Source organism: Halomonas sp. LS-001 (genome assembly GCF_052983955.1).
Map to the genome: position 1 here is coordinate 48,183 of NZ_CM129816.1, position 20,165 is coordinate 68,347.

Annotated in this window: 22 protein-coding genes; 13 read left to right on the forward strand and 9 right to left on the reverse strand. The window is 57.0% G+C overall.

The window, feature by feature from the left end; genetic code table 11:
• The first annotated feature begins 22 nt into the window (after positions 1 to 22).
• The 12 genes from ACU6TU_RS00220 to ACU6TU_RS00275 all read left to right on the forward strand — a co-directional run bounded on the left by ACU6TU_RS00220 (position 23) and on the right by ACU6TU_RS00275 (position 10,992).
• On the forward strand, positions 23 to 781 hold the full coding sequence (locus ACU6TU_RS00220) for a flagellar basal body rod protein FlgF (protein WP_447142600.1): 759 nt from the start codon (positions 23 to 25) through the stop codon (positions 779 to 781).
• A gap of 30 nt (positions 782 to 811) precedes the next feature.
• A complete protein-coding gene (gene flgG / locus ACU6TU_RS00225; RefSeq protein ID WP_447142601.1) occupies positions 812 to 1,594 on the forward strand; it encodes a flagellar basal-body rod protein FlgG in 783 nt (260 codons plus the stop codon).
• Positions 1,595 to 1,675: 81 nt separating this feature from the next.
• Positions 1,676 to 2,308: a flagellar basal body L-ring protein FlgH gene (locus ACU6TU_RS00230; protein WP_447144154.1), complete on the forward strand. Its 633-nt coding sequence runs from the start codon at positions 1,676 to 1,678 to the stop codon at positions 2,306 to 2,308.
• Positions 2,309 to 2,417: 109 nt separating this feature from the next.
• Complete coding sequence (locus tag ACU6TU_RS00235) at positions 2,418 to 3,485, forward strand: flagellar basal body P-ring protein FlgI (protein WP_447144155.1); 1,068 nt, start codon at positions 2,418 to 2,420, stop codon at positions 3,483 to 3,485.
• Positions 3,485 to 4,519 carry a flagellar assembly peptidoglycan hydrolase FlgJ gene (gene flgJ / locus ACU6TU_RS00240; RefSeq protein ID WP_447142602.1) on the forward strand — a complete coding sequence of 345 codons (1,035 nt, stop codon included), beginning with the start codon at positions 3,485 to 3,487 and terminating at the stop codon, positions 4,517 to 4,519. Before ACU6TU_RS00235 ends, flgJ begins: the two co-directional genes overlap by 1 nt.
• Positions 4,520 to 4,609: 90 nt before the next feature.
• Positions 4,610 to 6,259 carry a flagellar hook-associated protein FlgK gene (flgK, locus tag ACU6TU_RS00245; protein ID WP_447142603.1) on the forward strand — a complete coding sequence of 550 codons (1,650 nt, stop codon included), beginning with the start codon at positions 4,610 to 4,612 and terminating at the stop codon, positions 6,257 to 6,259.
• A gap of 18 nt (positions 6,260 to 6,277) precedes the next feature.
• Complete coding sequence (gene flgL / locus ACU6TU_RS00250; RefSeq protein ID WP_447144156.1) at positions 6,278 to 7,573, forward strand: flagellar hook-associated protein FlgL; 1,296 nt, start codon at positions 6,278 to 6,280, stop codon at positions 7,571 to 7,573.
• A gap of 545 nt (positions 7,574 to 8,118) precedes the next feature.
• Complete coding sequence (locus ACU6TU_RS00255; protein WP_447142604.1) at positions 8,119 to 8,583, forward strand: hypothetical protein; 465 nt, start codon at positions 8,119 to 8,121, stop codon at positions 8,581 to 8,583.
• Between the two features lie 8 nt (positions 8,584 to 8,591).
• Positions 8,592 to 8,948 (forward strand): hypothetical protein, encoded by a 357-nt coding sequence (locus ACU6TU_RS00260; protein ID WP_447142605.1) that lies wholly within the window; start codon positions 8,592 to 8,594, stop codon positions 8,946 to 8,948.
• Positions 8,949 to 9,442: 494 nt separating this feature from the next.
• Positions 9,443 to 9,976 (forward strand): hypothetical protein, encoded by a 534-nt coding sequence (locus ACU6TU_RS00265; protein ID WP_447142606.1) that lies wholly within the window; start codon positions 9,443 to 9,445, stop codon positions 9,974 to 9,976.
• Positions 9,977 to 10,339: 363 nt separating this feature from the next.
• Positions 10,340 to 10,861 carry a hypothetical protein gene (locus tag ACU6TU_RS00270; protein WP_447142607.1) on the forward strand — a complete coding sequence of 174 codons (522 nt, stop codon included), beginning with the start codon at positions 10,340 to 10,342 and terminating at the stop codon, positions 10,859 to 10,861.
• Entirely contained in the window at positions 10,858 to 10,992 is a 135-nt protein-coding gene (locus tag ACU6TU_RS00275) for a hypothetical protein (RefSeq protein ID WP_447142608.1), read from the forward strand. Before ACU6TU_RS00270 ends, ACU6TU_RS00275 begins: the two co-directional genes overlap by 4 nt.
• Before the next feature lie 115 nt (positions 10,993 to 11,107).
• Here ACU6TU_RS00275 and ACU6TU_RS00280 read toward each other — a convergent pair whose 3' ends face one another.
• The gene (locus ACU6TU_RS00280; protein ID WP_447142609.1) at positions 11,108 to 11,347 is read right to left on the reverse strand and encodes a hypothetical protein; all 240 of its coding nucleotides are present in this window, start codon (positions 11,345 to 11,347) and stop codon (positions 11,108 to 11,110) included.
• A gap of 208 nt (positions 11,348 to 11,555) precedes the next feature.
• On the opposite strand from ACU6TU_RS00280, the gene ACU6TU_RS00285 reads away from it, so the two are divergent.
• Positions 11,556 to 12,368 (forward strand): group II intron maturase-specific domain-containing protein, encoded by an 813-nt coding sequence (locus ACU6TU_RS00285; RefSeq protein WP_447142610.1) that lies wholly within the window; start codon positions 11,556 to 11,558, stop codon positions 12,366 to 12,368.
• Positions 12,369 to 12,453: 85 nt separating this feature from the next.
• Here the strand turns inward: ACU6TU_RS00285 and fliR are convergent, their stop codons facing one another.
• The 8 genes from fliR to ACU6TU_RS00325 all read right to left on the reverse strand — a co-directional run bounded on the left by fliR (position 12,454) and on the right by ACU6TU_RS00325 (position 20,154).
• Positions 12,454 to 13,245 (reverse strand): flagellar biosynthetic protein FliR, encoded by a 792-nt coding sequence (gene fliR, locus ACU6TU_RS00290; RefSeq protein ID WP_447142611.1) that lies wholly within the window; start codon positions 13,243 to 13,245, stop codon positions 12,454 to 12,456.
• A 4-nt stretch (positions 13,246 to 13,249) separates the two neighbouring features.
• Complete coding sequence (gene fliQ, locus ACU6TU_RS00295) at positions 13,250 to 13,519, reverse strand: flagellar biosynthesis protein FliQ (RefSeq protein WP_447142612.1); 270 nt, start codon at positions 13,517 to 13,519, stop codon at positions 13,250 to 13,252.
• 30 nt (positions 13,520 to 13,549) lie between these two features.
• Positions 13,550 to 14,263, reverse strand: a complete 714-nt coding sequence (gene fliP / locus ACU6TU_RS00300) for a flagellar type III secretion system pore protein FliP (protein ID WP_447144157.1) — start codon at positions 14,261 to 14,263, stop codon at positions 13,550 to 13,552.
• 95 nt (positions 14,264 to 14,358) lie between these two features.
• A complete protein-coding gene (gene fliO, locus ACU6TU_RS00305; RefSeq protein WP_447142613.1) occupies positions 14,359 to 14,802 on the reverse strand; it encodes a flagellar biosynthetic protein FliO in 444 nt (147 codons plus the stop codon).
• Complete coding sequence (gene fliN, locus ACU6TU_RS00310; RefSeq protein WP_447142614.1) at positions 14,799 to 15,380, reverse strand: flagellar motor switch protein FliN; 582 nt, start codon at positions 15,378 to 15,380, stop codon at positions 14,799 to 14,801. Before fliN ends, fliO begins: the two co-directional genes overlap by 4 nt.
• Positions 15,377 to 16,432, reverse strand: coding sequence for a flagellar motor switch protein FliM (gene fliM / locus ACU6TU_RS00315; protein WP_447142615.1), 1,056 nt, complete (start codon positions 16,430 to 16,432; stop codon positions 15,377 to 15,379). Before fliM ends, fliN begins: the two co-directional genes overlap by 4 nt.
• Before the next feature lie 21 nt (positions 16,433 to 16,453).
• Complete coding sequence (gene fliL / locus ACU6TU_RS00320; RefSeq protein WP_447142616.1) at positions 16,454 to 16,930, reverse strand: flagellar basal body-associated protein FliL; 477 nt, start codon at positions 16,928 to 16,930, stop codon at positions 16,454 to 16,456.
• A gap of 149 nt (positions 16,931 to 17,079) precedes the next feature.
• Complete coding sequence (locus ACU6TU_RS00325; RefSeq protein WP_447142617.1) at positions 17,080 to 20,154, reverse strand: flagellar hook-length control protein FliK; 3,075 nt, start codon at positions 20,152 to 20,154, stop codon at positions 17,080 to 17,082.
• Between the last annotated feature and the right edge of the window lie 11 nt (positions 20,155 to 20,165).

The following is a 20,165-nucleotide window of genomic DNA, read 5'->3' on the forward strand; positions in this document are numbered from 1 at the left end:
CTAGCAAGGTGAGGGGTCTATTGTGGATCGAATGCTTTATACCGCCATGAGCGGTGCCAAACACAGCATGGATCAGCAATCCGTGGTGAGTAATAACCTGGCGAATGTAACGACGACAGGTTTTCGTGCCCAGTTGGATGCTGTGCGCTCAGTGCCGGTTCAGGGTGAAGCACGGCTGGAAACACGCACTCACGCGGTGACCACCACACCGGGCACTAACTTTTCTCAAGGCCAGCTGGAACAGACGGGCCGTGCCCTGGATGTGGCCATGCAGGGTGACGCCTGGCTGGCGGTACAGGCCGAAGATGGCAGCGAAACCTACACTCGCCGTGGTGACCTGCAAATTGATGCTGACGGCATTGTGCTGAATGTCGGGCGCCCGGTGATAGGCGACGGTGGGCCCATCAATGTCCCTCAGGGGGCTGAGATTTTCGTCGGGGCCGATGGCACGTTAAGTGCCATTCCTGAAGGCGAAGGGCCAGAAGCGCTGGTGGATGTGGGTCGCCTCAAGCTGGTTACGCTGGAAGAAGGTGAACTCACCCGCGGCGAAGATGGCCTGTTCCGGGCACCGCTTAACGAAGAAGGTTTGCCGGGCGTGTTGGCGGCAGACGACAACGCCCGTCTGGTCAGTGGTGCACTGGAAGGCAGTAACGTCAGTGCCGTCGGCGCCATGGTGTCGATGATTGACGTGGCGCGCCGCTATGACCTGCAGATGAAGATGATCAGCACCGCCGATGAAAATGCTCAGCGCGCTAACGGCATCCTCTCGATACAAGGCTGATAAAGCCAAGCAGCCAAAGGAAATAACATTATGATTTCATCCCTCTGGACAGGCAAGACCGGTCTGGAAGCCCAGCAGACCAAGCTGGACGTGATCTCCAATAACCTGGCGAACGTGAGCACCAACGGTTTCAAACGCTCGCGGCCAGTCTTTGAGGACCTGCTTTACCAGAATATGCGCCAACCGGGTGCACAGAATAATATCCAGGACCGTTTGCCATCCGGCATGCAGGTAGGTACCGGGGTGCGTTCAGTGGCCACGGAACGTCTGCACACCCAGGGCGGGTTGGAGCAGACTGAAAACTCGCGGGATATGGCGATTAACGGTAAAGGCTTCTTCCAGGTGCTGATGCCGGATGGCTCCACTGCCTATACGCGGGATGGCAGTTTCCAGCTAAATGAAAATGGTCAGATGGTTAGCGCCAATGGTTACCCGCTCGAACCGGCTATTTTCATTCCCCCCAATGCACTGACAGTGACCATTGGCGAAGATGGCACGGTCAGCGTGACTGAACCCGGTAACGCCTTGGGTAACGAGGTTGGGCAAGTCAATCTGGCATCGTTTATTAACCCGACCGGGTTGGAAAGCATCGGTGGCAATCTGTATCGCGAAACCGGCTCTTCCGGCGCGCCGAACCAGAATATTCCAGGCCAGAATGGCATTGGCAGTCTGTTCCAGGGCTTTGTAGAAACGTCCAACGTCAGTGTGGTGGAAGAAATGGTCACCATGATCCAGACCCAGCGCGCCTACGAAATCAACAGTAAGTCGATCTCCACCAGTGATGAAATGCTGGCACGTTTGAGCCAGCTGTGACGGCGGAGTGAAAGCATCATGATGAGCCAGTGGTTAGCCCGCTACGGTAAGTGCCTAGCGTTGTGTGGAGTCGTGCTGTTGATGATGACCGTGGTGGGGTGCGCACAAGTGCCCCGCGCGTCGGTCGTAGGCGAGCAGGAGCAGATATCGATTGTGGACCGGCCGCCACCCGTGGCCAACGGTTCTATCTACCAGGTGCGCCGAGGCTACCAGCCACTGTTTGAAGATCGTCGCCCGCGTTCGATTGGTGACATTCTGACCATCGTGCTGGATGAAGACGTTAGCGCCAGCAAGAACTCGCAATCCAATGCCAACCGTGAAGGCAGCGCCGGGCTGGAACTGGAGCAGCTGCCGGATATGTTGGATGCCCTGGCAGAATATGGTTTTAACGTTTCCGGTAACAGTGATTTCGCCGGTAGCGGCGGCTCTCAGGCATCCAACTCGTTTACCGGCACGATTACGGTGTCCGTGCTGGAAGTTATGAATAACGGCAACCTCAGGGTGCGTGGTGAAAAACAGATTGCGATCAATCAGGGCACGGAATTTATCCGCTTTGCAGGCGTGGTGAATCCGCGCACGATTACGGCCCAGAACACGGTGCCCTCGACCCAAGTGGCCGATGCGCGGATTGAATACGTTGGCGATGGCTATATCAATGAAGCCCAGACCATGGGCTGGTTGCAGCGTTTCTTCCTGAATGTATCGCCTTTCTAGATCAACTGAACGGCAAGCAGGCACCCGGATGGACAGTCAGCAATTCGATGGAATCAAGCCAGTAGTGAATAAGTGGCGGCTATGGCACCTGCTGGGCACCTTTGCCCTGATGTGCCTGATGGCATTGCCCGTTCAGGCGGAACAGATACGGGAACTGTCCACCTTTGCTGGTGTGCGTGCCAACCAACTGGTGGGTTATGGCCTGGTCGTAGGGCTGGACGGCACCGGTGACCAGACGACACAGGCACCGTTCACCAGCCAAAGCCTGACCAACATGCTCTCTCAGCTTGGTGTGACGGTACCTGCCGGCACCAACCTGCAGCTGCGTAATGTGGCAGCCGTCATGGTGACGGCAGACTTACCACCGTTCGCCCGCCCAGGGCAGGATCTGGATATTGTGGTTTCCTCGATTGCCAATGCGCGCAGTCTGCGCGGCGGTACGCTGTTGATGACCCCGTTGAAGGGTGCCGATGGTGATACCTACGCCATTGCACAAGGCAATATGCTGGTCGGCGGTGCCGGGGCAGAAGCCGGCGGTAGCAGTGTGCAGATCAATCAGCAGGCTTCCGGGCGGATTCCTAATGGAGCGATGGTCGAGCGCGAAGTTCCCCTCAATCTGGGAGCCAACGGCGGCACGCTGGAACTGCAACTTAACGAAGCGGATTTTGGTACCGCGCAGCGCATGGTCACCGCCATCAATAATGAATTTGGTCGCTCAGTGGCTTATGCCCGTAATGGCGGCGTGATTGCCCTGGACGGCCCAGTGGATGATAACTCGCGCGTCAACTTCATGGCCCGGGTGGAGAATATCAACATGATACCCAACCGTGCTCGCGCCAAGGTCGTGGTTAATTCTCGCACCGGCTCGGTGGTCATGAACCAGTCGGTTACCTTGCAGCAGGCGGCGGTGGCTCACGGCAGCCTGTCAATCATGATCGATGCCCGTTTTGGCGTTAGCCAGCCTAACCCCTTGGGTGGCGGCCAGACCGTCGTTGTGCCGGATGCTGATGTGGATATTGAACAGCAGGAAGCTTTCTTGCAGATTGTTGAAGGGGCTGACCTGAGCGAAGTGGTCAACGCCCTGAATGCCCTGGGCGCCACGCCGCAGGATATGATGTCGATTCTGGAAGCGCTAAGAGTCGCGGGTGCGCTGCGCGCTGAACTGGAGGTGATCTAGTGAGCATCAACCAGGACATGACGGCCCAGTTTGCGCTGGATATGCAGGGCTTCCAGCGCTTGCAGCACACGGCGCGAATGGACCCGGAAAAGGGCGTGGAAAGTGCTGCCCAGCAGTTTGAGGCCATCTTTGTGCAGATGATGGTGAAAAGCATGCGTGACACCATTCCTGCTTCTGGGTTGATGAATAGCCAGACAACCGACTTTTACCAGTCGATGCTGGATCAGCAGTGGTCGCAAGTCATTGCCTCACGCGGCATCGGGCTTGCGGATGCGCTGGTTGACCAGCTGGAGCGCCAGGGGGCGTTTCAGCGCAGTGAGTCGGTGGCAGGTGCTGACCGCGACACCCAGTCGCTGATTGCCGGTATTCCACGTGGCACACCACAGCCGTTACGCGGCATGGATTCCCTGCCTGTACCACCGCCCGCTGATGCGACAGATGCCAAGCCGCTGGACTTTATCAATCAAATTGAAACCGGGCGTGAAACGCCACCTGCTCCAGCGCCTGCGCCTGAAGCACCGCTTGCTGAGGCGCCTGCTCGTCAGGCTGACCATGTTCAGCAGTTTAAGGCGGCATTGGCTGAGCCTGCTCAGCAAGCCAGCCAGGCAACCGGTGTCCCCGCTGAGCTGATTCTGGCACAGGCCGCGCTGGAGACAGGTTGGGGACGCCATGCCATCGCGACGCAAGACGGCCAGAACAGCCATAATCTGTTTGGCATCAAGGCCGGGAGTCGCTGGGAAGGCAAAACCACGGATATTGTGACTCACGAATATATTGAGGGTCGGCGTACCCAGATGGTCGATACGTTCCGTGTTTATGACTCCTATGCTCAGGCCTTTACGGATTACGCTTCGTTGATCGGCGATAACCCACGCTATGCCGCCGTCGTGAACGCGGGCAGCCCTCAGCAGGCCGCACAAGCGCTCCAGGCTGGCGGTTATGCCACTGACCCGCGCTATGCCGATAAGTTGGTGGCCGTCATGCAGACGATTGGCCAACTGGATACCGCCAACTTCCTGGCGCAGTCGCGCTGATTTCCTGACAGTAGGAATTAGCGGCGACCAACCCTCAAGTATTTGGCAAGCAGGCCGATAACTTACCCATCGGCTTAAGGAAAAATGACCATGAGCATGTTTTCGATCGGGTTAAGTGGCCTGAATGCGGCACAAAATGCCCTGAATACGACCAGTAACAACATCAGCAATGTTTACACGCCCGGTTATAACCGCGAAATTGCCCAGCTGGGCGAGGGGCCCGCGGGGTCTGGTGGTGTACAGGTCAATAATATTGAGCGCCAGTTCAATCGATTTGTGGCCGATCAGCTCAATGATGCCAAAACCCAGTCCAGTGCGTTGGCCGCCTACGAAGGCCAGATCAGTCAGATTGATAACCTGCTGGCAGACCGCGATGCGGGTCTGGCGCCTTTGATGCAGAACTTCTTTGCGTCGATGGAAGATTTGGCCAGCGCTCCCTCCGACCCGGCTTCCCGGCAGTCGGTGATTGGTGCTGCCCAGACGATGACGGCGCAGTTCCGTTCGTTCGATGGTTACTTGCAGGACATGCAAAGCAACGTCAATAGCGAGATCAAGGATGAAATCATCAAGATCAATAACACCACTGAGCAGATTGCCGGGCTCAACCGTGAAATCACCCTGGCGCGTGCCCGCACGGGGGAAGCCCCTAATGGCATGCTCAATCAGCGTGACCAACTGGTGTCTGAACTGAATGAATCTCTGGATATACGCCTGAATATCCAGGATGGAAAGTCCTACGGCATCAGCTTGCCGAACGGGCAGCCGTTGGTGACCGATACCCAGTCAATGAAGCTTGAGCCAGTTCCTTCTGAACTTGATCCCCAACGCACCGTCGTGGGTTACCAGGACAGCAGCGGCAAGGTAACCCGGCTTAATGAAGGCCTGATTGAGGGAGGAAAGCTGGGTGGGCTGATGACGTTCCGTGAGGAAAGTCTGGACAAGACTCAGAATCAGATCGGACAGCTGGCCATCTCTCTGTCGACGGCGTTCAACGAGCAGCATCGTAACGGCATGGACCTGAACGGCAACCCGGGCGAAGACTTTTTCACCCTTCGTCAGCCTCAGGCCTACAGCTATCAGGATAACGCCGCCACAGTAGCGAACATCCAGCTTGAGCCTGAAAATCTGGATGATCTGCGTGCTGCGGATTACACCGCCACGTATGACGGCACGGATTTTACCGTCGTGCGCAATGACAATGGTCAAGCAGCAGAAAACGTCAACTGGAACGGCACTACGTTATCCTTTGGCGGCGTGAGCATGGAATTCAATGGCACCCTGGCAGCGGGAGACAAATTTGAAGCGCAGCCAGTGCGTCGTGGTGGTGCGGGCATGAATGTCGCTATTGAGGATGTCGATAAACTGGCGGCAGGTCAGCCGATCAACCCTGAAGACCCGAGAGCCAGCTGGATTGCAACAGGCCCTGGCGATAATCGTAATGCGTTGGCGCTTCAGGACCTGCAGAGTGAGCCGATTGTGGGGGGGATTGCGACCGTCAGTAGCGCCTATGGCGGCATTGTCAGTGATGTGGGGAATCGCACCAACATTACCCAGGTTAATCTTGATGCCCGTCAAGGGCTGACCGATCAGCTACGCGCTGTACAGCAGTCCGAGTCCGGGGTGAATCTCGACGAAGAAGCCGCCAACCTGATTCGCTACCAGCAGTATTATCAGGCCAATGCGCGAGTGATTGATTCGGCAACGACGATCATGGACACGATTCTCGGCCTTCGCAATTAACCCAGGAGCTAAGCCATGATGCGTATCAGTTCCGTCACCATGTTTGAGCAGAGTTCTGCGTCGATTAATCGACAGCAGAGCGACTTTCTCAAGGTCAGTCAGCAGATTGCCAGTGGCCGTCGTGTGGTCAATCCCTCGGATGATCCTCAGGACGCCGCTCGCGCGGTGCGAGTCGATCAATCCAAAGCGGTTACCCAGCAATTCGAAGATGCCCGGGTGAGCGTGCGTAATTCGCTATCTCAGACAGAAAGTATCCTTAATAGCGTGAGTGACGCGGTTACCAGCGCCAAGACGCTGTTGGTACAAGCCTCCAGTGATACTTTGAGTGACGCTGACCGCCAGTCAGTGGCCAGCGAACTGCGTGGTGTTTACGAAACCATGATTGGCCAGGCCAACGCCACTGACGGCAATGGTCGCTATCTGTTCGGTGGTTATGAAGACGGCGCGCCCCCGTTTGTCAAAAATGCCGACGACAGCATCGAGTATCGCGGTGATAGCAATATCCGTGAGCAGCGGATTGATTCATCACGCCTGATGCCGGTGACGGAAAACGGCGAATCGATCTTTAATTCGGTACCCAGTGGGGCGGGTTATGTGGCGGAAGCCATCAAGACCGATGCCAATGGCAACCCACTGCAGAATGCGTCTGCTCGTAATGATGGCAGTGTGATCTTCAGTGGCCCGCAGGTTACCGACGTCAACAATGCGGACTATGGCGATAACTTCCGGCTAGTCTTCGGTGAAGATGGTGCAGGTGAATCAACGGTCAGCGTGCAGCGTTTTGATGGCGGGAGCTGGACAGCGTACGACCCGGAAGGCGACGGCGCTTTGACGGACGCGCCCTATAGCGATGGGGCCAGCCTGTCGTTTGGGGGCGTAGAGCTGACATTAAGCGGTGAGCCCGAAGCAGGCGACCAGATTCTGGTGGCGCAGGCCGGAAGTGAACAGCGTGAACCGAATCTGTTCCGCACCATGGAAGAGGCCATTCGCGTACTCGAAACGCCAGCGGAAACCGATGCCCAAAAGGCCGATTTGCGTAACACCCTGAACACCTCCATGCGGGACCTGGATAACGGCCTGGATAATGTACTGACCGTACGTGCCTCGGCAGGCGCGCGTCTGAACGAACTGGATGTGGTCGATTCGGTGGGCAGCAACCGCATGCTTAATTACGAACAGACGCTCTCTGACCTTGTGGACCTGAACTATGTTGAGGCCATTTCAGAGTACAGCCTGCGCCAGGTTGGCCTGCAGGCCTCTCAGCAGGCGTTTGTTGATATCAAGGGCTCAACGCTGTTTGATTATCTGCGTTAACCGGTCACGACCGTACGCCAACGGCTCTCTGCTGCAGTGGCTCACTAAAAACCCCAGTTCGATGACCTGGGGTTTTTGCGTGTGCGCCAGGCATGGCGTGCAGCGCCTTGACTGGCGCTGTTCCCGAGGGTGGTGCCTCGGGATGACTTGGGGGTGAAAGTCCCCTGCACGCCCGGCAAGGGGAAGTGCTAGCCGACGGCAAGGGTGTCTCTCGCGAGGGGGAATCTGAAGGCAGCCCGAGGCAAAACGCTGGCCTGACGAACAGGAAGCGGATACGAGGCGGCATGGCGGGGTGAGGTGGCACGAATCACCAAAGCCCAGTACTTGCACGGAACGCCATGACGTATATCCGACAGGCATAAGCGGGAAGGTCGCGCGTCTTACCCTGGGAGGTCTGGTGGTCTGCCACGGAGCTACCGGCGCCGAGAGGCGACGGGATGGGCCACTAGATGTCAGCAGAGGCCATAGTAAGTGCCGGTTCACCGCGGCACCAAGGGCCGAACATGAAGAACCGCGAGTAGGCGATAACGTCTCGAGGATCGATCATGAAGACAGAAACCGACGCTAATACCGTCACTCACCCAGAGGGGCAGGGGCAGTACCCCGAGTCACAGCCGGTGAGCGTCGAGACGAGCCCGGCGTCGCTATCGTGGACGAAAGCGGAGTCAGCCTCGCTCATGGAACGGGTCGTTGACCCGGACAACATGCAACGAGCTTACCGTAAAGTGGTGGCTAACAAAGGCGCGCCGGGTGTCGACGGCATGACGGTGCATCAGTTAGCGGGCCACCTAAAGCAGTACTGGCCAACGCTGCGCGAGCAGCTGTTGGCTGGAGAGTACCACCCTAGCCCGATCCGAGCCGTCGAGATTCCCAAACCGAAAGGTGGGACGCGACAGCTCGGTATTCCCACGGTGACCGACCGCCTAATCCAGCAAGCGCTGTCCCAGGTGCTCATATCGGAGCGAGCTTATTGGCGCGAGCGTGTTCAACTGCCTCTTTCTTTGGAGTAATGGCGCATATGGATCTAAGAAATAAAGAAAGCGTGGTGGCATGGCTCACGGACGGCCAGCCGGTCATGCAGAGCATGGTCAATAAGGGTAAGCTGCTGGCGCTCGTCAGCCAGGCATTGGAGCAGGATGGCCACAGCGTAGATCAAGACACGCTGTCCGCCATCTTTATTGACCCCATCAACGATTACGAGCAAGCAACAGGGAATAGCGCAGGCGACCCCCGAAACCAGCGTATTCTCCCCACGATGGTTTACCTGTACTACGCCGATTGGGGAATCAGCTATCACCAAGCTAATGGGAGTTCCGTGTGTAGACATACAGCCAGACTGGACGGCGTATCACCGGAATACAGGAAGAGTGATTAAGGCGCTCAGCGCTATTGGTATAGAAGTGTTATTAGCGGGCCCCAAATCCTACGAAGAGGAGCACGGCCACTCAATGCTGGAAGTATTCATGGCCTCTTGCGAAACCGGTGAGGATTACGACCAGAGCAAGGCACGACTGACTGCAAAGCGCAAAGGCCTACAACCCCTGTAATTTAAGCAGGCTGCTACGCCTGGGAGTTTGCATGTCTGAGAAAGGTGCAGATCGAGCAGGAATGTTATTAGCAGTGGGTGGGCTTCTGGTAGGTGTGGCAGCGGTGATTCCGGCAGGGGCTGCGTTGGCTCATGCATTTCTGTAAGCCCGAACATGTCTCTTCAATACTTACATTTATCCACGCTGTTCATAACAACAGTTTGCATGGATTTAGCGTGACTGTTGGCGAATTAGCAGAACTTGCCTGAGTGAAAATGGTCGATTATGGTAAGATACAAACATTAGCCGCGCATTTTGCAGCTAATCAGGGGGCGCAGTGATCATGATTGAAGAGCTTGAAAGAGAAGAGAAGAAGCTGGAGAAGGAGGCTAGTCGGTTTGTGACCAAACACCGAACTGGCGTCGTTCAATCTGCTCGTTTCATGACCACTGGAAAGCGCCCAGACTCGGGATTTTCCCGTTCAGAGCAGCGTCGGCTAGATGCCTCCGCCGAGCGAGTGCGGAAAGTTAGAGCCCAAGTGACTTCTATGAGAGTGCAGATGCGCACTCTGAAAAGCGATCAGCCCTTTACAGACAAGGCCCTTGAAGCCATTGCTACCATGCAAGATGACTTTAAGGCTATTTATGAGCAGCATGTAGCGAGCGCTGAAAAGCCACCACTTAAAGCACTTATGAATGATCGCCGGGTGGCTATTGCTCACGAAATTCTAATGCTTGAATTGCAGATCGTGTATGGAGAGCTAGAGTCTTTACGGTGGTACATGGAGGAGTACAACGTGGATGTTGGGCCAGTGAACCGTGGCAGCGTTCCGGTAAGCACTGAAAACGGGATTGATGCTGTATTTGCCAGCTTGTGAATAGGCTAATAACCTCCATCGACTTTGAACGCTACCCCTCTTTTCTCAAAGCGCTGGGGAAGCTGCCCATCGAAGTGAGGGAGCAAGCGAAAGCGGCATTGAAAAAGCTACTGCATGACCCACAGCCTAAGTCGATTCGACTGGAAAAGCTCTCAGGCTACAGGCGCCCTGATATTTACACCATCCATGCTACAAGCAACCATTCACACAAGATTAGCTTTGAGCTAGAAGGTGCATGCGCAGTGATGAGGCGAATAGATACCCATAAGCGAATAGATAAAACACCGTAACCCCGCCACCGCGGGGTTTTTTGTGGGCGGCTGCTGGTTCGCTATATATAAATTTACTTCGACGGAGGCTAGTATGAATGCGTTCCTAAAAATCAATGAGGGTCGCATGACTACATACGCCGATTTGCAGGCTGTCTATAAGCAGCATCGAGAGGCGCAAAACGCTTATTACATTCAGTTGGAAGAAGTGGTTCAGCGCATTATCAAGGACTATGCGGAGCACCTGGGCGTTCGGGGTAAAATGGCTCCCATGAACGGCTCGATGACACCCTATGTGACTCAAGGCAGGTTGTCAGGGCTAAGCTTTGAGGAAGACAATTCCTTCCAAGCTCGCACCATGTTCGGAAAAGAGATGGCTACCCATATTGGAGTGGTCGTGGAAGAGTCTGAGCGATCAACTAGGAAGGCCCGAGTAGTAGTAGAGTTACGTATTTGGAAAGACCAGGGTGAATACCACTACCTGCTCACCGCTCCGCACTCGCCGGATAAGCCTGGAATTGAAGGGCGCGTACTCAATGACGCTGACTATAAAGAGCTTTACGAAGACATCAGTGAAATTCTTCTGCGCGTTATGGATCCCGAGCCCTTCAAATGAGCTCAAAAAACCGCCACCGCGGTGTTTTTTATGGTGCGCCAGGCATGGCGCGCAGCGCCTTGACTGGCGCTATTCCTGAGGGTGGTGTGGGGGTGAAAGTCCCCTGCACGCCAGGCAAGGGGAAGTGCTAGCCGACGGCAAGGGTGTCCTTCGCGAGGGGGAATCTGAAGGCAGCCCGAGGCAAAACGCTGGCCTGACGAACAGGAAGCGGATACGAGGCGGCATGGCGGGGTGAGGTGGCACGAATCACCAAAGCCCAGTACTTGCACGGAACGCCATGACGTATATCCGACAGGCATAAGCGGGAAGGTCGCGCGTCTTACCCTGGGAGGTCTGGTGGTCTGCCACGGTGCTACCGGCGCCGAGAGGCGACGGGATGGGCCACCAGATGTCAGCAGAGGCCATAGTAAGTGCCGGTTCACCGCGGCACCAAGGGCCGAACATGAAGAACCGCGAGTAGGCGATAACGTCTCGAGGATCGATCATGAAGACAGAAACCGACGCTAATACCGTCACTCACCCAGAGGGGCAGGGGAGTACCCCGAGTCCCAGCCGGTGAGCGTCAAGACGAGCCCGGCGTCGCTATCGTGGACGAAAGCGGAGTCAGCCTCGCTCATGGAACGGGTCGTTGACCCGGACAACATGCAACGAGCTTACCGTAGGGTGGTGGCTAACAAAGGCGCACCGGGTGTCGATGGCACGAGTCGCGCGGCGCGTGGACGACAAACGCGCTCTGCGCCTGATTCGTCGCTATCTGGAAGCGGGCATGCTCCAGGACGGCTTGCCCATGCCACGACGGCTGGGGACGCCCCAAGGTGGGCCACTCAGCCCACTCATGGCGAACATCCTGCTGGACGACATGGACAAGGAGCTGGAACGCCGCGGCCATCGCTTCTGCCGCTACGCTGATGACGTCCAGGTGTACGTCAAAAGTCGACGGGCAGGCGAGCGTGTCATGGAAAGCTTGAGTGAGTATCTCGAGAGCTCACTTCGGCTGACGGTCAATTGCACGAAAAGTACGGTGGATCGACCATGGAAACGCGGCTATCTGGGCTACACGCTAACCCGGCACAAGCGGCCGAAGCTGACGCTGGTCAAAGCCAGCTTGCAGCGCCTAATGCAGCGTGTCCGCGAGATCCTGAAGTGTGGGAGGGGGCGTCACATCCAACGGGTAATCGAAGGGTTGGGGCCAGTCCTACGAGGATGGGCCAACTACTTCAGCCTTGTTGATGTGAAACGCCCCTTGGAAGCGCTGGATCAATGGATACGCCGCCGCTTACGCGGTCTGATCTGGCGGCAATGGAAGCGCCTGACGACCCGACGGCGGAAACTCCGAGGGCTAGGACTGGATGCGTACCGTGCTTGGAAATCGGCGGGCAACGGACGAGGTCCGTGGTGGAACGCCGGTGCCTCGCATATGAATCAGGCCCTGCCGAGAAAGTGGTTCCACAATCAAGGGCTGATCTCGGTACTCGATACGGTAAGATGGCTTAACCGTTCTTCATGAACCGCCGTGGTACGGAACCGTATGCCCGGTGGTGTGAGAGGACAGGGGAGGCAACTCCCCTTCCTACTCGATTTTTAAAAATGACTTAGCTGGCCTGTGCCATCAGCTCAATCAGTTCCTGGAGGAACATCAAGGCGTCGCTGAACAGGCGCTCCAAGAACTGTTTCAGGTCTGTCATGACGACCATCAGCAGGATAATGCCGACGATAAGCGAGGTGGGAAAACCGATATTGAACACGGTGAGCTGGGGAGCCGAACGGTTGAGAATGCCCAACCCAAGGCTGATAACCAGCAGCGGGGCAATAATGGGCAGCGCCATTAATAAACCCGAGGCAAAGATGGTGCCGCCGTAACGGGCCAGCATCTCAAAGGCACTGGCGTTGAGTGTGTTCATGCCAATGGGCAGGGTCTGAAAGCTCATGACCAAGGTTTCAAGCACCATCAGGTGGCCGTTTAAGGCCAGAAACATCAGCAAGGTGACCATATACAGGATGCGTGACAGCACCATGATGTTGGTACCGCTGGCCGTATCGAAAAAACTCGCGAAAGCCAGCCCCATTTTGAGGCCGATAAAATCACCCGCGGCCTGCACCACGGCGAACATAATGCGCATGACCATGCCGATCGCGACACCAATAACCAGCTGTTCGGTAATGATACCGACGCTCACCCAGGACATCAGCGGCGCATCAGGCATGGCAGGCAGCAAAGGGGCGATCACTATGGCGACGACGGCTGCCAACCCCACCTTGGCCTGATTGGGAATACTTGAGTGCCCCCAGATAGGGGAAGCGGCCATAAACGCGGTAATGCGCACAAATGGCCAGAAAAAAGCCACAAGCCAGGCCTGCAGCTGGGTGAAGGTGACCTCAACCATGGGATTACATCACCATGCTGGGAATTTCAGTGAACAGCCGCCGGGTAAAGTCGGTAATCACCTGTAAAAGCCACGGGCCTGCCAGAACCAGGGTAGTAAACACTGCCAGAATCTTGGGGATGAATGTCAGGGTCATTTCATTCACCTGAGTGGCTGCCTGAAAGAGACTGATGATCAAACCCGTTAACAATGCCACCAGAAGTATCGGGCCGCCCAATAGCAGGGTTACCCGCATACCTTGATAGGCAATGCTCATTACCATTTCAGGTGTCATGATAAAACTCCAGCACCGGCAAGCGGCGCACTAAAGCATATAGAAGCTTTCGGCCAGTGAGCCAATAATCAACTGCCAGCCGTCCACCAATACGAACAGCATCAGTTTGAAGGGCAATGAAATGGTGATGGGCGGAACCATCATCATCCCCAGGGCCATCAGCGTACTGGCAACGACAAGGTCGATAATCAGAAACGGAATAAAAATCGTAAAGCCGATCTGAAACGCGGTTTTCAGTTCGCTGGTCACAAAGGACGGCAGCAATACGCGCATGGGCAGATCTTCCGGACCTTCCATTGGTCCAACGTCAGCCAGCCGTGCAAAGAGCGCCACATCCGGCTCGCGGGTTTGCGCCAGCATAAACTCACGAAACGGCTGCTGAGCGATCACCAGGAACTCTTCAAAGTTGATCGTCTCTTCTGAAAGTGGCACCCAGGCCGTCTGGTAGACCTGATCCAGCACGGGCGACATGATGAAAAAAGTCAGAAACAGCGCAATGCCCAGCAGAACCTGATTGGGTGGCGTCGCCTGGGTCCCCATGGCGGTACGCAGCAAGCTCAGCACGATAATGATGCGCGTAAAGCTGGTCATCATCAGTAGCATGGCAGGCAGAAATGCCAACGAGCTGAGGAATAGCAATGTCTGGAGAGATACCGACCACTGCTGGCCGCCGTCTTCCATCGGCTCGCTGATAATGCCGGGTAGCTGTTGTGCGACGCTGATATCCGGCAGACACAGTAACATCACCGCCAGGCACAAAAATATCCCTAACGGACGTGTCGCAGGGGTGACGTGAGGTAACTGTTGGCGTACCTGAAAGCTGGGCAATATCCGTTGGCTCATGATGAGGAGTCGGGTTTAGTAGAAGAAGAGGGCGCTGAAGGAGAGTGCTGGCGCTTGAGGGCATGTGCAAAGCGTTGAGCAAAGGGCTCCGCCGCAGTGCCGGAGCCGACTTCAGGCTCAAGTGGCGCTGGCAGCTCATGCAGTTTGCTGATCTGACCACTGCCAACGCCAAGCACCAACCAGGTGCCTTCGACGTCGACAATCACCACCCGTTCACGGTTACCGACGGCGGTACTGCCCACCACTTGCAGGCGAACACCCTGTCGAGAATGACGGTTTCCCCAACGCCGGAGCAATGCCGCACATACCAGGATCAGCGCGATGACCAACGCCAGGGCAGCGGCGGTTTTGCCCAGAGTGGCCATTCCCAACAGGGCGTCGCTGCTGCCTGCGCTTTCCACTGCGACGGAACCGGAAACCGCGCCTGCGTCGTCGTTCATCGGTTGAGTTTGTGGATACGCTCGGACGGCGTGATGATTTCGGTAATACGAATGCCGTACTTATCCTCAATCACCACGACTTCACCCTGAGCAATCAGGTAGCCATTGATCAGAATGTCCATTGGCTCACCTGCCAGACCTTCCAGCTCAATGACCGACCCCTGAGCCAGTTCCAGCAGCTGTTTGATGGTCAGCTTGGTGCGCCCCAGCTCGACGGTAAGTTTCACCGGGATATCCATGATCATTTCAAGATCACGTGCACTGCCATGACTGGTTGACTGACTCAGCGGAGGAAAGACATCACCGCTGGCTTCCCTTGCCTTGGGAGGTTCCGGCGCAGGGTCTTCGGCAGCCGGCGCATTTTCTTCTGCAGACTGCTGTTCAGCCATCGCGGCGGCCCAGGGGTCTTCTTCTTCGTCCATACCTGATGCATTCTGGCTATCCGTGTCTGACGGCGCGTGCTGGTCGAATGCGTCATCTGTGTCTGCAGTGTCGTCGTTTGTTTCCTGTTCAGACATGGCGGCCGCCCAATCATCGTCAGAGACGTTCTGATCATCAGGCTTGTTGGGATCAGTCATGCTTTGGGTTCCTTGGCTTTCTGTCGCGCGGACTTGGTTAAAAAGTCGTGGGACGATACGTTATTCATGGCGGCATGGTCGATCATGCGCAAAACGCGCAGCGCGCGCTGCTGGTTCTGGCTGCCGAAATGACACTCCATCACCGGTACACCATCCACGTGGGCACTGACGGTATTGGGGATGTCGACAGGCAGTACATCGCCCTTTTTCAACCCCATTACCTGGCCGATACGGCTGGGAATCCGGGCAAACTCTGCTACCAGCTCAACTTCTGAGTGCTGAATTTCGCTGGCCATGCGCTTGTTCCAGGTGCCATCCTGACCGTGATTACTATCGTTGATCGGGTTCGCCAGCAGGTCGCGCAGCGGCTCAATCATGGCGTAGGGCAGGCAGACCTGGAAATGGCTGCTCAGGTTGCCTACTTCGAGATTGAATTTGGTATTGACCACAATCTCGTTGGGCGAATTGGTAATGTTGGCAAACTTTGACTGCACCTCGGAACGCAGAAAGCTCAGTTCCAGTGGATAGACCACTTTCCAGGCTTCCTGGTAAGCATCCAGCGCCAGATTCAGCAGGCGCTGGATAATGCGCTGCTCGGTATTGGTGAACTCCCGCCCATCCGACTTGGTCACGAACCGACCGTCACCGCCAAACAGGTTATCCACGACCATGAACACCAGATTCGGCGGAAATACCACCAGCGCTGAACCGCGCAAGGGGTTCATGGCCACAATGTTCAGGTTGGTCGGCACTGGCACATTGCGTGAAAAGTCGCTGAAGCTTTGATAGCGCACTGACTCCACGGTGATATCGGCGCTGCGCCGGATCAGGTTGAAAAGCCCCGTGCGGAAATAGCGTGCAAAGCGTTCGTTGATAAAATCCAGCGCATGCAGGCGCTCGCGAATGACGCGATGCTGTGTCGATGGATCATACGGACGAATACGCGATTCATCATTTTGCGATGAGGATGAAGCGGATGGCTCATCATCACCGCTGACGCCCTTCAACAGGGCATCGATTTCTTCCTGGGACAGTAGATCGTCCTGCGACATGACGGCTCCGGGTTCCCGAGGTTATTGCACAATGAATTCAGTGAACAGCACTTCACGCAGATCCAACGGTGGTTGGTTCTCGGCCAGCGGCATATTCAACCGGTTGATAATCTGTTCGGAGAGCTGCTGTTTACCTTCCGGGGAGGTCAGTTCGTTCGCCTGCATGGCCGATAACACCATAATCAGACGGCTGCGCACCTGAGGCATATGCTCTTCCAGAATGACTTTGCTTTCTTCGTTGCCAACACGCAGGGTAATCCCGGTATAGAGCAGGCGAGAGGAGCGGTCGTCAGCAAGATTGACGGTAAAAGGTTCAATCTCAACAAAAATGGGTGATTCGCGTTGCGGAGCAACCACCTGTTGGGCTGCTTCACCATTGCCGTTACCTGACGGGTTCATCACCATATAAATCGCCGCTGCCGCACCACCTGATGACAGCAGTACCAGCATGATCATTACCCAGAGCAGTTTTTTCGACCCACCGCTTGATTCTGCCATTAGTTTTCCTGTGATCTCCGAGCGCAGGGCACCATTATGCCGATTACGCTTAACTGTGATGAAACGAACAAGCTCGCAGGGCGAGCTTATCTTTCCGCTTAATAATGCTGGTTCGTTCGAGAGTGTGTTGCCGCCGCGTCACAATGACGTCAGGCATAAAGATCGACACGCCCATCGAGGGTTAATGTCTGACGCGGTGAACTGGCATCCGTCAGGGCTTCGCTGTCACCTGACGCCGCATCATCACCATTTTGATTGCCACCACCACCGGCCAGCGCGGCATCGCCACCCTCCTGCTGGCGCTGTTCGCCAACGGAGGTATCCGCCAGGTTAATCCCTTGCTCTGCCAGCGCTTCGCGCAGCTGTGGAATGGCCATTTCAAGCACTTGTCTTACCTGGGCATGGGCGGACAGAAAATGCGCCTGCGCGCCCTGTTCGCCCATTTTGATTGATACCGAAAGCGGGCCAAGCTCAGCCGGATGAATGTTCAGTTTGACCTGCTGCTCGCCGCCGCGCTGCGTCAAGGGTATTAACTGCTGACCCAGCTCACGCGGCCAGGCAGCGCTTGTTAATGGGGCCTGAATACTGCCCTGAGTGATAGCGCTGTTAGACTGGCCGGAGGAAGTCGGTAATCCCTGAGCATTCACACCCTGGGTAAGCGCGGAGGAGAATTCAAAGCCATTCTGGCGCGAGCGGTCGCCAACGCTGGGTGCATTGAGAGCCGCAAGCAGCAGGTCACGACTGCCCTGAGTGGGCGGCATGCTGCTGTCAAGTGTGACAGTTGGCTGAGTTGAATTCATCAGCGTTTGCGAGTCCCAGGTAAAAGCTCCCGATGACAGGTTACGGTTTTCCGAGGCTGACGGCTGAGCCTGACGGGCGTTGGCGACGCTCTGAAGCATCGCCATGATCTGTTCAGCGCGTTGCGGCATGCTGTCATTGGCCATTGTCGGCTGAGAAGGCGCTGAGACCTTGATGGTGGCCGGTGTGGGCTGAGCGGCCAAGGCCTCACGCAGCTGAGGCGCGGCCTGTTCGATTGCCTGGCGCACCTGCGGGTCGGCAGAGACGAAATTCGCCTGCAGGCCTTTCTCACCCGTCGTCAGGGAAACCGTCAGCGGGCCGCGCTCGGCAGGGGTAAGCTGCAGCTGAGCCTGAACCGCTGGCTGGCTCTCACCCTGAGGTTGTGGAGATCTCTGGGCGGATTCTGCCCCCTGAGCCAGCTGCGCTAGCTGCTGGCTCAGTTCCCGTGACCAGCCAGGGCTTGCCAGCGGCGCGCTGATGCTGGCGTCTACTGGCTGGGGCGGTGCCTCAACCTTGATGCTGGCAAGCGTTGAAGGCTGTGCCGTCAGAGCTTCTCGCAGCTGAGGCGCGGCCTGCTCGATTGCCTGGCGCACCTGCGGGTCGGCAGAGACGAAATTCGCCTGCAGACCTTGCTCACCCGTGACCAGGGAAACCGTCAACGGGCCGCGCTCGGTAGGGTTTAACTGCAGCTGAGCCTGAACCGCTGGCTGGCTCTCACTCTGAGGCCGTGGGGAGGATTCTGCCGCCTGAACCAGCTGCGCTAGCTGTTGCCCCAGCTCCCGTGACCAGCCAGGACTTGCCAGCGGCGCGCTGATGCTGGCGTCTACTGGCTGGGTTGGTGCCTCAACCTTGATGCTGGCAAGCGTTGAAGGCTTTGTCGTCAGAGCTTCTCGCAGCTGAGGCGCGGCCTGCTCGATTGCCTGACGCACCTGCGGGTCGGCAGAAACGAAATTCGCCTGCAGGCCCTGCTCACCCGTGACCAGGGAAACCGTCAGCGGGCCACGCTCGGCAGGGTTAAGCTGCAGCTCAGCTGTCACTTGAGCTGGCTGTTGAGCCTGAGATGCTTGGCCCGTGCCTGCTGCCTGAACCAGCTGTGCTAGCTGCTGCCCCAGCTCCCGTGACCAGCCAGGGCTTGCCAGCGGCGAGCTGATGCTGGCGTCTATTGGCTGGGGCGGAGGCGCAATGTTGATGCTAGCCAGTGGCGTAGACTGTGTTTGCAAGGGCTGAGCGGCCAGAGCTTCTTGCAGCTGAGGCGCGGCCTGCTCGATTGCCTGGCGCACCTGCGGGTCGGCAGAGACGAAATTCGCCTGCAGGCCCTGCTCACCCGTGACCAGGGAAACCGTCAGCGGGCCGCGCTCGGCAGGGGTAAGCTGCAGCTTAGCCTGAACCGCTGGCTGGCTCTCACCCTGAGGTTGTGGAGATCTCTGGGCGGATTCTGCCGCCTGAACCAGCTGCGCTAGCTGCTGGCCAAGCTCCCGTGACCAGCCAGGGCTTGCCAGCGGCGCGCTGATGTTGGCGTCTACTGGCTGGGGCGGTGCCTCAACCTTGATGCTGGTAAGCGTTGAAGGTTGTGTCGTCAGGGGCTGGGTTTGCAAGGGCTGAGCGGCCAAGGCCTCACGCAGCTGAGGCGCAGCCTGCTCAATTGCCTGGCGCACCTGCGGGTCGGCAGAGACGAAATTCGCCTGCAGGCCCTGCTCACCCGTGACCAGGGAAACCGTCAGCGGGCCGCGCTCGGCAGGATTAAGCTGCAGCTGAGCCTGAACGGCTGGCTGGCTCTCACCCTGAGGCCGTGGGGATGTCTGGGTGGATTCTGCCGCCTGAACCAGTTGCGCTAACTGCTGGCCAAGCTCCCGTGACCAGCCAGGGCTTGCCACCGGGGTGGCAATGTCAGGTTGCGGCGGCGCCACTGGCGCATTGGGTTGGCTTGCGGCGGTCGTGGTCTCGCTAAACATCGCCATTAATGCTAAACGCTGTGCAATGTCCTGCAAGGCGTTCGGCTCACCATCTACAGAAGAGGCGTTGGCGAATGCTTGCACGCTGGCATTGATTTCGTTCAAGCGCCTGTCGCTATCTGCATTAGCGAGACCGCTTTCCGCTTGCGTGGCTAGCGAGGTCGTCAGCGTTTCGAGCGCCTCCTGGAGGGCTGGCTGTTCAACGATATCGGCGACCAACGCCTGCATATCAGCGTGTTGCAGCTGCGCTTTACTAACGCCCAACTCCTGAAGGTGGCGCTCAACGCTTTCGGGAGGAAGTGCCCGGGATGCCTGTGGTGACGGGCTGGCTGACATCGGCAGACCCACCGATGATTTGCCAGACGCCTGGGCAAACGCCTGCATAAAGCCGTTCTGACGGGGACGTGAGCTATTGTCTTGCTGAACGCGCTCAGCGTTACCTTGTTGCAAAGCCAGCATAGCGTGAAGGTTCATAATACGTTCCC

Bases quoted from the DNA above. Each gene is read 5' to 3' on its own strand.
- fliL (WP_447142616.1), bottom strand. From the start codon at position 16,930: ATGGCAGAATCAAGCGGTGGGTCGAAAAAACTGCTCTGGGTAATGATC.
- fliN (WP_447142614.1), bottom strand. From the start codon at position 15,380: ATGACTGATCCCAACAAGCCTGATGATCAGAACGTCTCTGACGATGAT.
- ACU6TU_RS00285 (WP_447142610.1), top strand. From the start codon at position 11,556: ATGGCACGAGTCGCGCGGCGCGTGGACGACAAACGCGCTCTGCGCCTG.
- flgL (WP_447144156.1), top strand. From the start codon at position 6,278: ATGCGTATCAGTTCCGTCACCATGTTTGAGCAGAGTTCTGCGTCGATT.
- flgG (WP_447142601.1), top strand. From the start codon at position 812: ATGATTTCATCCCTCTGGACAGGCAAGACCGGTCTGGAAGCCCAGCAG.
- ACU6TU_RS00270 (WP_447142607.1), top strand. From the start codon at position 10,340: ATGAATGCGTTCCTAAAAATCAATGAGGGTCGCATGACTACATACGCC.
- ACU6TU_RS00280 (WP_447142609.1), bottom strand. From the start codon at position 11,347: ATGATCGATCCTCGAGACGTTATCGCCTACTCGCGGTTCTTCATGTTC.
- fliR (WP_447142611.1), bottom strand. From the start codon at position 13,245: ATGGTTGAGGTCACCTTCACCCAGCTGCAGGCCTGGCTTGTGGCTTTT.
- ACU6TU_RS00235 (WP_447144155.1), top strand. From the start codon at position 2,418: ATGTGCCTGATGGCATTGCCCGTTCAGGCGGAACAGATACGGGAACTG.
- ACU6TU_RS00325 (WP_447142617.1), bottom strand. From the start codon at position 20,154: ATGAACCTTCACGCTATGCTGGCTTTGCAACAAGGTAACGCTGAGCGC.
- ACU6TU_RS00275 (WP_447142608.1), top strand. From the start codon at position 10,858: ATGAGCTCAAAAAACCGCCACCGCGGTGTTTTTTATGGTGCGCCAGGC.
- fliO (WP_447142613.1), bottom strand. From the start codon at position 14,802: ATGAACGACGACGCAGGCGCGGTTTCCGGTTCCGTCGCAGTGGAAAGC.
- fliP (WP_447144157.1), bottom strand. From the start codon at position 14,263: ATGTTACTGTGTCTGCCGGATATCAGCGTCGCACAACAGCTACCCGGC.
- ACU6TU_RS00255 (WP_447142604.1), top strand. From the start codon at position 8,119: ATGAAGACAGAAACCGACGCTAATACCGTCACTCACCCAGAGGGGCAG.
- fliM (WP_447142615.1), bottom strand. From the start codon at position 16,432: ATGTCGCAGGACGATCTACTGTCCCAGGAAGAAATCGATGCCCTGTTG.
- flgK (WP_447142603.1), top strand. From the start codon at position 4,610: ATGAGCATGTTTTCGATCGGGTTAAGTGGCCTGAATGCGGCACAAAAT.
- ACU6TU_RS00265 (WP_447142606.1), top strand. From the start codon at position 9,443: ATGATTGAAGAGCTTGAAAGAGAAGAGAAGAAGCTGGAGAAGGAGGCT.
- ACU6TU_RS00260 (WP_447142605.1), top strand. From the start codon at position 8,592: ATGGATCTAAGAAATAAAGAAAGCGTGGTGGCATGGCTCACGGACGGC.
- fliQ (WP_447142612.1), bottom strand. From the start codon at position 13,519: ATGACACCTGAAATGGTAATGAGCATTGCCTATCAAGGTATGCGGGTA.
- ACU6TU_RS00230 (WP_447144154.1), top strand. From the start codon at position 1,676: ATGATGACCGTGGTGGGGTGCGCACAAGTGCCCCGCGCGTCGGTCGTA.